The sequence below is a fragment of the Corynebacterium mucifaciens genome (assembly GCF_012396315.1).
In the GTDB taxonomy this organism is placed as follows: Bacteria; Actinomycetota; Actinomycetes; order Mycobacteriales; family Mycobacteriaceae; genus Corynebacterium; species Corynebacterium mucifaciens.
The window spans coordinates 154,529-167,730 of sequence record NZ_JAAXPF010000004.1 but is presented as its reverse complement, the minus strand read 5'-3'; the positions used below and the strand labels follow the sequence as shown (position 1 = coordinate 167,730).

Annotated in this window: 12 protein-coding genes and 1 riboswitch; of the genes, 8 read left to right on the top strand and 4 right to left on the bottom strand. The window is 63.4% G+C overall.

Annotated features, from left to right (window positions below):
- The first annotated feature begins 24 nt into the window (after positions 1–24).
- The gene (locus HF989_RS05365; RefSeq protein ID WP_168684566.1) at positions 25–1,143 is read left to right on the top strand and encodes a branched-chain amino acid aminotransferase; all 1,119 of its coding nucleotides are present in this window, start codon (positions 25–27) and stop codon (positions 1,141–1,143) included.
- Here HF989_RS05365 and HF989_RS05360 read toward each other — a convergent pair.
- Both HF989_RS05360 and HF989_RS05355 read right to left on the bottom strand, forming a co-directional pair.
- Complete coding sequence (locus HF989_RS05360; RefSeq protein ID WP_168684564.1) at positions 1,140–2,126, bottom strand: nicotinate-nucleotide--dimethylbenzimidazole phosphoribosyltransferase; 987 nt, start codon at positions 2,124–2,126, stop codon at positions 1,140–1,142. The genes HF989_RS05365 and HF989_RS05360 overlap by 4 nt on opposite strands.
- Before the next feature lie 3 nt (positions 2,127–2,129).
- Positions 2,130–2,858, bottom strand: coding sequence for a DUF3043 domain-containing protein (locus tag HF989_RS05355; protein ID WP_425482990.1), 729 nt, complete (start codon positions 2,856–2,858; stop codon positions 2,130–2,132).
- Positions 2,859–3,017: 159 nt separating this feature from the next.
- On the opposite strand from HF989_RS05355, the gene HF989_RS05350 reads away from it, so the two are divergent.
- Positions 3,018–3,362 carry a HesB/IscA family protein gene (locus tag HF989_RS05350; protein WP_038612422.1) on the top strand — a complete coding sequence of 115 codons (345 nt, stop codon included), beginning with the start codon at positions 3,018–3,020 and terminating at the stop codon, positions 3,360–3,362.
- 74 nt (positions 3,363–3,436) lie between these two features.
- Here the strand turns inward: HF989_RS05350 and HF989_RS05345 are convergent, their stop codons facing one another.
- Together HF989_RS05345 and asnB are read right to left on the bottom strand one after the other, a co-directional pair.
- Positions 3,437–4,084, bottom strand: coding sequence for a DUF1345 domain-containing protein (locus HF989_RS05345; RefSeq protein ID WP_168684560.1), 648 nt, complete (start codon positions 4,082–4,084; stop codon positions 3,437–3,439).
- A gap of 2 nt (positions 4,085–4,086) precedes the next feature.
- A complete protein-coding gene (gene asnB, locus HF989_RS05340) occupies positions 4,087–6,009 on the bottom strand; it encodes an asparagine synthase (glutamine-hydrolyzing) (protein WP_168684558.1) in 1,923 nt (640 codons plus the stop codon).
- A gap of 344 nt (positions 6,010–6,353) precedes the next feature.
- Here asnB and ctaC point away from each other — a divergent pair, with 344 nt between their 5' ends.
- From ctaC to qcrB, 6 genes are all read left to right on the top strand, one after another.
- On the top strand, positions 6,354–7,448 hold the full coding sequence (gene ctaC / locus HF989_RS05335; RefSeq protein WP_168684556.1) for an aa3-type cytochrome oxidase subunit II: 1,095 nt from the start codon (positions 6,354–6,356) through the stop codon (positions 7,446–7,448).
- 18 nt (positions 7,449–7,466) lie between these two features.
- Positions 7,467–7,898, top strand: a complete 432-nt coding sequence (gene ctaF / locus HF989_RS05330; protein WP_038612412.1) for an aa3-type cytochrome oxidase subunit IV — start codon at positions 7,467–7,469, stop codon at positions 7,896–7,898.
- A 388-nt stretch (positions 7,899–8,286) separates the two neighbouring features.
- On the top strand, positions 8,287–8,907 hold the full coding sequence (gene ctaE / locus HF989_RS05325) for an aa3-type cytochrome oxidase subunit III (RefSeq protein ID WP_343033554.1): 621 nt from the start codon (positions 8,287–8,289) through the stop codon (positions 8,905–8,907).
- Positions 8,908–8,963: 56 nt separating this feature from the next.
- The gene (gene qcrC, locus HF989_RS05320; RefSeq protein WP_168684554.1) at positions 8,964–9,812 is read left to right on the top strand and encodes a cytochrome bc1 complex diheme cytochrome c subunit; all 849 of its coding nucleotides are present in this window, start codon (positions 8,964–8,966) and stop codon (positions 9,810–9,812) included.
- A complete protein-coding gene (qcrA, locus tag HF989_RS05315; RefSeq protein WP_168684552.1) occupies positions 9,809–11,029 on the top strand; it encodes a cytochrome bc1 complex Rieske iron-sulfur subunit in 1,221 nt (406 codons plus the stop codon). Before qcrC ends, qcrA begins: the two co-directional genes overlap by 4 nt.
- Positions 11,029–12,660: a cytochrome bc1 complex cytochrome b subunit gene (qcrB, locus tag HF989_RS05310; protein WP_168684550.1), complete on the top strand. Its 1,632-nt coding sequence runs from the start codon at positions 11,029–11,031 to the stop codon at positions 12,658–12,660. Before qcrA ends, qcrB begins: the two co-directional genes overlap by 1 nt.
- A 413-nt stretch (positions 12,661–13,073) precedes the next feature.
- Positions 13,074–13,197: riboswitch (cyclic di-AMP (ydaO/yuaA leader) on the top strand.
- Positions 13,198–13,202 lie beyond the last annotated feature (5 nt).

Below are 13,202 nucleotides of genomic sequence, written 5' to 3'. Positions count from 1 at the left end.
CAAGCGGGGAGTACCCTAAGCCCTATGGCTGAGATTGAGTTCACAATTGCCCCGACCGATAACCCCACCCCAGACGACGAGCGCAAGGAGATTCTCGCAGACCCGGCGTTCGGCCAGCAGTTCACAGACCACATGGTCTCCATCGACTGGACGGAAGGGGAGGGCTGGCACAACGCGCAGGTGCGCGCGTACCAGCCGGTAACGCTGGACCCAGCCTCCAACGTGTTCCACTACGGCCAAGCCATCTTTGAGGGCCTAAAGGCCTACCGCCACACCGACGGCAGCATCACCGCCTTTCGCCCGGAGCAAAACGCGCAGCGCATGAACCACTCTGCGCGTCGCCTGGCAATGCCGGAACTGCCCGAGGAGACGTTCCTTGAGGCCGTGCGCCAGATCGTGGAGATTGATAAAGACTGGGTGCCGGAGGCGGGCGGCGAGGCGTCGTTGTACCTGCGTCCGTTCATGATCGGCACGGAAAAAACGCTCGGCGTCAAGCCGTCTTCGAGCTACACCTTCTACATCATCGCCTCGCCCGCCGGCGCGTATTTCACCGGCGGCGTGAAGCCGGTGAGCGTGTGGATCTCTGAGGACTACGTCCGCGCGGCCCCCGGCGGCACCGGCGATGCGAAGTTCGCCGGCAACTACGCCGCGTCCCTGCTCGCGCAACAGCAGGCAGCGGAAAAGGGCTGCGACCAGGTGGTGTGGCTGGACGCGATCGAGCGCACCTACATCGAGGAAATGGGCGGCATGAACCTCATGTTTGTCGAGGGCACGGGCGACACCGCACGAATTGTCACGCCTGAGCTGTCTGGTTCGCTGCTGCCGGGCATCACCCGCAAGTCGCTGCTGCAGGTCGCCGCGGATCTGGGCTACGACACCGAGGAGCGCAAGATCACGGTGGAGGAGTGGCGCACCGGCGCGCAGGACGGCACCATCTCCGAGACCATGGCGTGCGGCACCGCCGCCGTGATCACCCCGGTGGGGACGGTGAAGTCCAACGAAGGTGAATTCACCATCAACGGCAACGAGGCCGGCGAGATCACCATGGCCATGCGCGAGCGCCTCCGCGGCATTCAGACCGGCGATGCGGAAGACACGCACGGCTGGAACACCGTACTTGTCCCCGGGGACAGCGAGCGCTAGACGCTTCTCGACGACCCTTCGGCCAGCACCTCGCCCGCGAGTTCTGCGGCGAGGTTGAGCTGGGGCAACGCGGCCAGGGCACCTGCGCCCTGGCCCGTTTTCATCTCCAACGCCAGCACCGGCTTCAGGTCAAGTGCCTCAAGCCAGCCAACATGCGCCGGTTCCGCGGTGACTTGGCCAGCGATGAGCCACGCTTTGACTCCGGGCGCAAGGCGCTCGGCCACGTAGGCGGCGGTAGCGGGGTAGGCCTCGCCGATGAGCACCGGCGTTCGGCGGGCGGCCGCGCGGGCGATCAGGCCCACCAAAAACGCGAAGTCCGGCCCGGTCAGCTCCGCGCACACGCGCTCAGTGTCGTCGCGGAAACCGCGCACACGGAACATGGCGTCGCGCACTGCGGCGGCTTTGACCTTCCACACGTTGTCGTTGATGCCGGAGCCGCGGCCGATGGCCTTGACCGGCTCAGTGCGGGTGAAGGTGCCGTACACCGCGGCAACGACGGTGGTGTTGCCCACGCCAATGTCGCCAGGGATGATCAAGTCCGCCCCCGAGTCGATCTCGGAATCGGCTACCTCTGCTCCCGCCGCGAGTGCGGCCTCCCACACCTCGGGGGAGATTGCGGGCTCCACGTCGATGGCGCCAGTGGGAGCATCGAGGTAGTCGTCGACAAAGCGTAGGCTGGCCCCGGCTAACCGCGCGGCGGCGTGAGCAGGCCCGCCGCCAGCGCGCAGTTCCTCCGCTTGTGTGGCTCCAGCGTCGGTGGCCCATGCGGACAAGCCACGCGCGGCGACGCCGTGGTTGCCCGCAACGACCACGGCACGCGGGCGGACAAACGGCCCCGGCACATCCTTGCCCTGGACAGAAGCGATCCACGCGGCGAGAGAGGCGAGCCTGCCCAGCGCGAGACCGCTGACGGAACCCGCGAGCGCGTCGGCGACGGCGTGTGCGTGCGACTGCTTCGGCGCTTCAACCGGCTGGAACTCCATGGATTACACCTTCGCGCCGACGGCCACGCGCGGCTTCGGTGTGCGCCAGTTTCGCGGCTGGGTTGCCCGGGAGAAGGCGTACATGCCGATGCCGAAGCCTGTGTCCGCTTCAGGGAACTTCTCTCGAACAGCGCGGTTGGCTCGGCTGCCGATGATGAAGCCCTCGATGAAGATGGTGAGCATAAACAGGAGGCTGAGCAGCGACAGCACGGCGGACACGCGCGGCAGCCATGTGCCGATCAGCATGATCACCAGCAACACAAGCGCCGCCGGCATGACGTAGTTGTTAAAGAAGCGCTTCGAGTCCACCCAGTCGCGCACGAACCCGCGGACTTCGCCGCGGTCGCGGTCGGTGAGGTAGCGCTCGTCGCCAGCGTCGATGCGGGCCTGGATCTCGCGGTTGCGCGCGCGGTTTTCTTCGCGGACCTTCTTCTTGTGCGCCTTCCATTCCTCTTTGGACATGGATTTCTTCAGCTCTTTTTCGCGCTGACGCATCTGGGCCGGGGTCGCGGCGTTCGGGTCGCGCACCACACCGCGCTTGATCTCTTGGTCGATGCGCTTCGGCGTCGGGCGGCCCTTCGGCGGGGTGTAGCCTTTCGGCAGCTTATTCTCGGCTTTTGCCTCCGTCTTTACCTCTGCACTGTGCTGGGTGTCGGGCAGCTCGACCCTCGTCGAGCCCGCGGTGGTTGCCGCGTCTGTGCTCTGCTCGGTTTTCTGCCAGGGAAGTTTCACGCTCATAAGGCTACAAGGCCTCCCGACGCGTGGGGAATAGCCCGGTCGGCCGGCCGGTTGTAGTACGTGCGACGAGTGGCGCGTAGCATGGGCGCACACTCCGTAGAGAAACTCCACGAGCTTCTCGTAGCTTGACGTCGACGCACTAAGGAGACTGCAATGACTGCCCCTACCTCTACTACCGGTGTAAACCTCACTGAGGCCGCCGCGGCGAAGGCGAAGGCCCTGCTTGACCAGGAAGGGCGCAATGACCTGTCGCTGCGCATCGCGGTCCAGCCGGGCGGCTGCGCTGGTCTGCGCTACCAGCTCTACTTCGACGACCGTGACCTGGACGGCGATAAGGCCGACGAGGTCGGCGGCGTGCGTCTCGTCGTGGACAAGATGAGCGTGCCGTACCTGATGGGCGCCACCATCGACTTCGCGGACACCATCGAGCAGCAGGGCTTCACCATCGACAACCCGAACGCAGGCTCCTCCTGCGCCTGCGGCGACAGCTTCAACTAAGCGCCGCCTGCTTAGCGACGAAGAGCACCTCCGGCCCGCCCAGGACCGGGGGTGCTTTCACGTGCCTGGAGGAACTAGCTGCCCAGCGACATCACTAGGTTGATGCTGGTGGCGGTGATGGCGATGCCGAACACGAACGCGTAGATGCTGTGCACCAGAGCGACGCGGCGCATCTCCGATTGCGTGATGGCCGTGTCCGAGATTTGATAGGTCATCCCCAGTGAGAACCCCGCATACGCAAAGTCGAGGTACGTGGGGTCTTCCTCCTGGTTGAACTCCATGCCGCCAACAGGAGAGTGAGCGTAGTAGACGTCGGCGTAGCGCAGGATGAACACCGTGGTGATGAGCAGCCAGCTCGCCGCGACCACTGCCAGAGCCGCCAGCCCGGTCGCCCACGCCTCAAGGCCCTTCGCCCCGGCGGCATCCACCATGAGGAGTCCGACGGATGCGAGCGCCGTAAGCGTGGCCAGGTTGACCAGCAACACACGCGAGATCTTCGACGGCTCCTCGGAACTGGCGTAGGCCGCGGTGCCGGAGGCGTCGAGACGCGAAATGTGCCCCCACACCAGGACCAGGTAGACGATCGTGGCGACGCCCCAGCTGTAGGCGGGCGAGCGCCACGGGTCGGTCAGTGCCGCGATCAGCGGCATCGCCGCGGCCATGACCGCGACGAGCACGATGTTGTGGCGACGAGCGAGCGTCTTCCGGGAGCGGCCACGCACGGTTACAGCTGAACAGGGTAGTCCTTGTGCTCAATCTGCGGGTCGATGCGGTGCTCGACGAAGATACCGTGCCACACCATAAACGCAAGCACCGTCCACAGGCGGCGGGAGTGGTCGGACACGCCGTCGCGGTGCTCTTTTAGCATCTCCAGGACCTGGTCCTTGGCGAAGATGTCGTCGGTCTGGGACTCGCGGATCGTGTCCTGGGCCCAGCCGAAGAGTTCGTCGCCAGCCAGCCAGTGGCGCATCGGCACCGGGAAACCCAGCTTCTTGCGGTGCAGGACGTGCGGGGGCACGATCTGCTCCATGGCCTTGCGCAGCGCGTACTTGGTGGTTCCGCCTGCGATCTTTTGGTCGTACGGGATCGTCTGTGCGACCTCGAAGACCTCCTTGTCCAAGAACGGCACGCGCAGCTCCAGCGAGTTAGCCATGTTCATCTTGTCGGCCTTCACCAGGATGTCGCCTCGCATCCAGGTGAACAGGTCGAGGTTTTGCATGCGCGCGACCGGGTCCATCGCCGTCGAAGCGGCGTAGATCGGTGCCGTCACTTCGCGGTGGTCCCACTCGCGCTTCGCCCACGGGAGCACCCGCTGCAGCTGGCCGAAGTTAAAGGAGCGAGCGTTGCCGTAGTAGCGGTCCTCGATCGAGGTGGTGCCTCGCTCCAGCAGGCTCTTGCCCTTCACGCCGTCTGGCAGGACGCGGCTGAGGCGGTTCAGCCCCTTGTTCAGTGCGCTCGGAAGCTTCTCAAACGGAGCAAGGGAGAGCGGCTCCTTGTAGATGGTGTAGCCGCCGAAGAGCTCGTCCGCGCCTTCACCGGAGAGCACCACCTTGACGTGCTTTCGGGCCTCCTGCGCAACGAAGAACAACGGCACCAGCGACGGGTCTGCCACCGGGTCGTCCAAGTACCACATGATCTTCGGGATGGCGTCCGCGTACTCTTCCGGCGACACGATCTTCACGATGTGCTCGACACCGATCGCCTCGGCCGACTCCGCGGCCACGTCGACCTCGGAGTAGCCTTCGCGCTCGAAGCCGGTAGTAAACGTGAGCAAATTGGGGTTGTGTCGCTTAGCCAGGGTGGCAATTGCGGTGGAGTCGATGCCGCCGGAGAGGAACGACCCGACGGTGACGTCCGCGCGCATGTGCTTTTCAACCGAATTTTCGAGGGCACGCGCGATCCGGTCGTACAGGTCCTGCTCTCGGCCCTTCACAACCGGGGTAGGGGTGAAGTGCGGCTTGAAGTACCGGTCGGAATGCACCTCGCCGCCCGGCTTGAGGGTCACGGTGCACCCGGACTCCACGCGGCGGATCTCGCGGTGGAGGCTCTCCGGCTCCGGCACGTACTGCAGGTCCACGTAGTGCTCAATCGCCCGGCGATCAAGTTCCAGGCCTAGACCCAGTGCTGGTGCCATCTCCAGAATGGACTTCTTCTCAGAGGCGAAAACCGTGCCTGCGGCAGTAGTCGCGTAGAACAGCGGCTTGATGCCGAACTGGTCGCGGGCGGCGAACATCGTCCGGGTCTCGGTGTCCCAGATGACAAAGGCGAACATGCCGCGCAGGTGCTCGACAACATTGGCTCCCCAGTGGTGGTAACCCACCACAATCGGCTCCCCGTCGCCTTCGGTGTTGAAGGTGTAGCCGGCAGCGGCAAGTTCCTCGTGCAGCTCGACGTAGTTGTAAATCTCACCGTTGAACGTCAGCGCGTAGCGCTCCGGGTTATCCGCGGGGCCCCAGCGAAGCGGCTGGTGGGAGTGCTCGATGTCGATGATGGCCAAGCGGTTGAAGCCGAAGACGGCGTCTTCGTCGTTCCAGGTGCCTGCGGCGTCGGGGCCGCGGTGGTACATGCACGGCAGGGCGTGCCCGACCGGATCAACGAACTTGGCTGCGTTTGCGTCCGCGGAAAGCAGGGCAAGAAGGCCACACATATCGAAACCTCTCCGTATGTATAAGGTGCGCCGCCGCAAGCGGCGAAGAGTCCCCTCAACAATAGGGTTCTCGCCGCCTTTTCCGTGAACCGGAGACGCCAAACTTTCGCCGTGCCCCATAAGGGGGCCAACTTATGGATGAACTTTTTACCCCGTATGCGGCGACGGCGGAGCTATCGCGTCGCTAAGCAGTTGCTTACCGACGATCCTCCGGCCAGCACCGCTACCCGCAGCGCCGGGATTCAGACGGCCTATGCCAGATGAACTATTCTGGCCGGGTAGGAATGTTCTGTCGTAAACATGGGCATTCAATGTTTTTAGTGTGGACAGGAAGGCAGACACACGTGGATAAGGAAGTAAACCGCGGATTCGCCAAGAAAGCCGGCGTCGCGGGCGCGCTCCTGCTTGGCAGCCTTGCGCTGACGGGCTGCGACGTTGCTGCGCCGGATGCGCTCGCGAACATCCTCGACATGGGCTGGCCGGATCCGGTCACGCCCGAGGGCACCCAGATGTACAACTTCTGGGTTTGGACATGGCTCGCCGCCTGGATCATCGGCATCATCATGTGGGGCCTGTTCATCATGGCCATCGTCCGTTGGAACCGGAAGGCCCGCGAAAAGCAGGGCGCCGGCGAGTTCCCGAAGCAGCTGCAGTACAACGTCCCGCTGGAGCTGACGCTGACGGTTGTGCCCATCGTCATCGTGATGATCCTGTTCTTCTTCACCGTTCAGGCCCAGACTCAGACCACCGCGCTTGATAAGGACCCGAAGGTGACCGTCGACGTCACCGGCTACCAGTGGAACTGGAAGTTCGGCTACGCCGAGGTCGACGGTGATCTGACCGAAGACGGCCAGGACTACGACGGCCTGGATACTGAGCGACAGGCGCTGGCCGAGGAGACGAAGTTCGATGCGGAGGACGCGCATAACGCGAACCCGATCCACGGCACCTCCATGGGCGACCTCTCCTACCTGAACTTCAACGAAATTGAGACCCTGGGCTCCACCGAAGAGGTCCCGGTGCTGGTACTGCCGACCGACACCCCGATCGAGTTCCGCCTCGCATCTGGCGACGTGAACCACGCGTTCTGGGTTCCGGAATTCCTGTTCAAGCGCGACGTCTACGCGCACCCGGAAAGCAACCAGCAGCAGCGAAAGTTCCAGATCGAGCGCATCGAGGAAGAGGGCGCATTCGTCGGCCGTTGTGCCGAGATGTGCGGTACGTACCACGCAATGATGAACTTCGAGGTTCGCGCTGTGAGCCCGGAGAAGTTCGAGCGGTACATCCAGTTCCGCCGCGACAACCCCGGCGCACCGAACTCTGAAGCCCTGCGTTCCATCGGCGAAGAGCCGTACGCCACCTCCACCCACCCGTTCGTCTCCGACCGCACCGCAACCCGCGACGGCGAGAACACTGTCGACCCGAACGCGAACGTTTAAGAAAGAGAGAGCGAAGCCATGGGAACTGGATCAAAGGTTTTCTACGCCATCGGCACCTTCCTTGCCTTGATGGCTGTGTTCTACATCCTCGCCACGTCGTGGATTGGTGAGGACGCGTACCTGTTCGGCATCGAGTGGATCGGCTCCGTCGGCCTCGTGCTGGCCGCCGTCTTTTCGTTCATGCTCGCCGGCTACCTCAACATCACCGAGCGCCGCATGGACATCGTCCCGGAGGACTGGGAAGAGGCTGAGATCGAGGACGGCGCCGGTGTGCTCGGCTTCTTCTCCCCGGGTTCCATCTGGCCGTTCGCCATGTCGATGTCCATCGGCGTGCTGGGGCTGGGCATTGCCTTCTGGCAGCTCTGGCTGCTGGCCATCGGTGCGGTCCTGTTGATCGGCACCACCGCGATGCTGAACCTGCAGTACGGCATCCCGCGCGAGAAGCACTAACAGCGCGACGGCAAAGCCCCGCCACGGTGATCCGTGGCGGGGTTCTTCTGTATCTCTGGCGCCATCAACCGAAAGTTTGTCCCCCCACGAGCGTGAGCGCCGTGCGCGTTGCGTGTGAGATGCGGCACAACTGGGAACTCTCGGGTTACTTGTAGGCCCTAGCTTCCAGCACGGGTGAAAAACGGCATCGGATGAAAGGGGCGGGGGAGTGGCCCGATGACCAGCAGGGATCGCGTCGTAAATTCCCGCAGAAAGTTCCCGTCGGCTCGAAGTTCATGTTTTCGCAACATCGACGTGCGCGAAAAGCGCAGGCTGGGGTGTCGTTCACAGGGAAATTACGGGGGTGAGTGAGATGAATATCAGGGCGAGATAGGGGATAATCTCCTCCGTGACGACCGCAATGACAAACCAAGATATGGCGACGCCGCAAAATCGCGTCCCAGCGCTGAACCGACCGAACATGGTCAGCGTGGGCACGATCGCGTTCCTCGCCCAAGAGCTCATGTTCTTCGCCGGTTTGTTCGCGATGTACTTCACGTCGCGCGCAAACGGCCTCGCCGCAGGTGACTGGAGCAATCAGACGGACCACCTGAACGTTTTGTTCGGTGGCATCATCACCGTCGTGCTGATTGCCTCCTCGTTCACCTCCCAGTTCGGTGTGTTCGCCGCAGAGAGGGGTGACGTGTTCGGCCTGCGCAAGTGGTTCACCGTGACCGTTGTGCTGGGCGTCATCTTCCTCGGCCTGGTGGCATTCGAGTGGACCGAAATGGTGATGGCGGGTGTGACCCCCCAGTCCAGCGTGTACGGCTCGGTGTTCTACATCATCACCGGCTTCCACATGGCCCACGTGACCGCCGGCATCATCGCCTTCATCGTCGTTTTGATGCGTGTGGCGAAGTCGAAGTTCACCCCGGCTCAGGCAACCGCCGCGATGGCCGTTTCCTACTACTGGCACTTCGTCGACGCCATTTGGATCGGCGTGTTCATCACCCTGTACCTCGTGCAGTAGCTCAGCTAAGCCGCACAGGTACCGGACAAATTCTGAAAAGTCGCTAAGGGAACACAATGGAAAACTCACCCAAGAAGAAGCGCCAGGGACGCAAGACGCAGCGCACGCTCGCTGGCGCAGCTGCCCTGACGCTGGGGTTGACCGGCGCGGGGCTGCTCGCGTCCGCGCTTACCCCCGATACGCAGGTGGCTACCGCTGCCCGTGACGACCAGGCGATGATCCAGGAGGGCAAGGACCTCTACGACGTTGCTTGCATCACGTGCCACGGTGCGAACCTCCAGGGCGTGGAGGACCGCGGTCCGTCGCTCATCGGTACCGGTGAAGGCGCCGTGTACTTCCAGGTCAACTCCGGCCGTATGCCGATGATGTCCAACGGCGCCCAGGCTGAGCGCAAGCGCCCGCGCTACACCGAGGAACAGGCACTCGCTCTCGCTGCCTACGTTGCAGCGAACGGCGGCGGCCCTGAGCTGGTCTACAACGAGGACGGCTCGCTCGCGATGGAAGAGCTGCGCGGTAAGGACTTCGACGGGCAGATCCAGGCTGCAGACGTCGCCCGTGGCGGCGAACTGTTCCGCCTGAACTGCGCGTCGTGCCACAGCTTCACTGGCCGTGGTGGCGCTCTGTCCTCCGGTAAGTACGCGCCTGAACTGGACCCTGCGAACGAGCAGGAGATTTACCAGGCGATGCTCACCGGCCCGCAGAACATGCCTAAGTTTTCCGACCGCCAGCTGACGGCGGACGAGAAGAAGGACATCATTGCCTTCATCAAGTCCACCAAGGAGACCCCGTCCCAGGGCGGCTGGGACCTGGGTGGCCTCGGCCCGGTCTCTGAAGGTATGGCGATGTGGATCATCGGCGTGACCTTGGTCGCTGCCGCTGCTATGTGGATTGGATCTCGCTCATGAGTGAAGTGAAGAAGAATTACTCGGTAGAAGAGCTCGACCGCATGAACAATGCCGAGCTCGCTGCTCTTGGCACCGAGCTTGACGACGTGACGGTTGCGTACCGCAAGGAGCGTTTCCCGGTTGAGGGCGACCCGCGCGAGAAGTCCGCTGCCACCGGCATCGGAATCTGGCTGACCATCTCGGTCATCAGCGCACTCGCGTTCCTCGGCGTCTACCTCTTTTGGCCGTGGGAGCCGAAGTTCCACGGCGACGATGGGCTGTGGGTATACACCCTGTACACCCCGCTGCTCGGCCTGACCTCCGCGCTCGCATTTTGCGGCCTCGGCATCGCCATCATCCAGTACGTGAAGAAGTTCGTGCCGGAGGAGATTGCGGTGCAGCGCCGCCACGACGGCCGCTCCAGCGAGCTGGACCGTCGCACCACTACCGCACTGCTGAACGACGCGTGGGAGACGTCGACCCTGGGTCGTCGCAAGGCACTGCAGGGCCTTCTCGGCACCGCGGGTGTCCTCGCGGGCCTGATGGTCATTGCTCCTCTCGGCGGTCTGGTCAAGAACCCCTGGAAGGTCCGTCACGAGCTGGATTACCACGGCGACGGCACTCTGTGGACGCACGGCTGGACCATCCAGGACCAGGGTGTGAAGGTGTACCTTGGCCGCGATACCGGTGCGATCGCCGAGCTGCACGAGAGCGAGACCGGCTCGCACTACTCCACGGCGGGTGTGTCCCGTCTGGTGCGTATGCGCCCGGAAGACCTCGCCGCTGCTGCAATGGAGACGGTCTTTCCCCTGTACCCGGAGGACGTCAACGACGGTTCGGAGTACGACCCGGAGCGCGACGTCTACGAGCACCACATGCACTCCATTCACGGCCCGCGCAACCCAGTTATGCTGATCCGCCTGCGTTCGCAGGACGCTGAGAAGGTTGTGGAGCGCGAGGGCCAGGAGGACTTCCACTACGGCGATTACTACGCCTACTCCAAGATCTGCACGCACATCGGTTGCCCGACCTCGCTGTACGAGGCGCAAACCAACCGCATTCTGTGCCCGTGCCACCAGTCGCAGTTCGACGCGTTGCAGTACGGCAAGCCGGTCTTCGGCCCGGCCGCTCGCGCCCTGCCTCAGCTGCCTGTGACTGTTGACGAAGACGGTTACCTCATCGCCAACGGGAACTTCATTGAGCCCGTCGGCCCGGCATTCTGGGAGCGTCAGTCCTAATGAGCACTAAACTTGAGCAAGCCGCGGACAACGTTGATTCGCGCTACACCATCTCGGGCGTGCTGCGCCCGCAGCTGAACAAGGTCTTTCCCACCCACTGGTCCTTCATGTTGGGTGAGATGGCGCTGTACAGCTTCATCATCCTGCTGCTGACCGGTATCTACCTGGCACTGTTCTTCGACCCGTCGATTACCAAGGTCATCTACGACGGCGCGTACCTCCCGCTGAACGGCGTGGAAATGTCGCGCGCGTACGCCACGGCCCTGGACCTCTCGTTCGATGTCCGCGGCGGCCTGTTCGTCCGCCAGATGCACCACTGGGCCGCGCTGATGTTCATGATGGCGATGTTTGCCCACATGATGCGCGTGTTCTTCACCGGCGCGTTCCGTCGCCCGCGTGAGGCTAACTGGCTTATCGGTGTGACCCTCGTGCTGCTGGGCATGATCGAGGGCTTTATGGGTTACTCGCTGCCGGACGACCTACTGTCCGGTGTTGGCCTGCGCATTATGTCCGCGATCATCCTGGGCCTGCCCATCATCGGCACCTGGATTCACTGGGCGATCTTCGGCGGCGACTTCCCGTCGGACCTCATGCTGGATCGTTTCTACATCCTGCACGTGCTGATCCTGCCGGGCATTATCCTCGCCCTCGTTGCAGCGCACCTCGCGCTCGTCTGGTTCCAGAAGCACACCCAGTTCCCGGGGCCGGGACGCACCGAGAACAACGTTGTCGGTGTGCGTATCCTCCCGGTGTTCGCAACCGAGGCAATCGGCTACATGATGGTGGTCTTCGCCGTCCTTGCTGGCATGGCGGGTCTGACGTCGATCAACGCGATCTGGAACCTGGGCCCGTACAACCCGTCGCAGGTTTCTGCTGGTTCCCAGCCGGACGTCTACATGTTGTGGACTGATGGCGCCGCCCGTGTCATGCCGGCGTGGGAGCTCTACCTCGGCAACTACACCATCCCGGGCGCGTTCTGGGTTGCACTGCTGTGTGGCCTAATGGTCGTGCTGCTGATCACGTACCCGTTCATCGAGCAGAAGGTCACCGGCGACACCGCCCACCACAACCTCCTGCAGCGTCCGCGCGACGTCCCGGTGCGCACCGGCGTTGGCGTGATGGGCTTGACCTTCTTCCTGCTGCTCACGATCTCGGGTGGTAACGACCACATCGCGCACTTCTTCAACATCTCGTTGAACGCGATGACGTGGTTTGGCCGCATCGGCTTGATCGTCCTGCCGCCGCTGGCCTTCTTCATCACCTACCGCCTGTGCATTGGCCTGCAGCGCTCCGACCGTGAGGTCCTGGAGCACGGCATTGAGACCGGTGTGATCAAGCGCCTGCCGAATGGCGCGTTCGTGGAGATCCACCAGCCGCTCGGCCCGGTGGACGAGCACGGCCACCCGGTGCCGCTGGAGTACGCCGGTGCCCGTGTGCCGAAGCAGATGAACCAGCTTGGCTTCGCGGACTCCGACACCATCGGTAAGTTCTCGCCCGCTGAGCTCGGCGTAACCGAGCGCGTTCGCGACGCCGAGGAGCAGAAGCACCACGAGGCCGTTGAGACGATGCGTGCCCTCGAGGAGACGAAGGACCGCTTCGACCGCGACGCAACGCACAACAGCGCTGAATAACCTCGCGAGTTTGCCCACCTAGCGGTCGCGTACAAACCCCCTTTTCCCGGGCCCGGGAAGAGGGGGTTTTACTTTGTTACAGGCCGATAAAGACGGTATGTGATGAAGCGCACAACCTCTAATTAGAAACCGACTCGGGCCGGCAAGGCGGTGCCGGGGGAGTTGTGGTGGGCGAGCGCAAACGCACTGTTCAGACGTATATTCCTGCGATTCGGGGCCGGCTGTACAGGGTTGGCAACGGGCGCGGCGACAGCCACGCCGGCAACCCGAACCTGTTGATAACGGAACAATAACGCTGCGGCGGTTGGACACGGATGTTGCCGTTTCGTAACCTGTTCGAGACATTGCGACAACAACCGTTGGCAGCATGTACCGCAAACAACATATAAGCCGTTACCCAGGTTGACGCTCCGCACACCCGCGGGCCGCCCGCCGAGGGGACCGGGGAACCACAGTGGGGCTCACGCTCCCGTGGGGCGCAGGGCCTTTTCTCAACACCCCGCCCGACAGCTAACCCGGTTGGCGAAGAGAAGATATGGAGA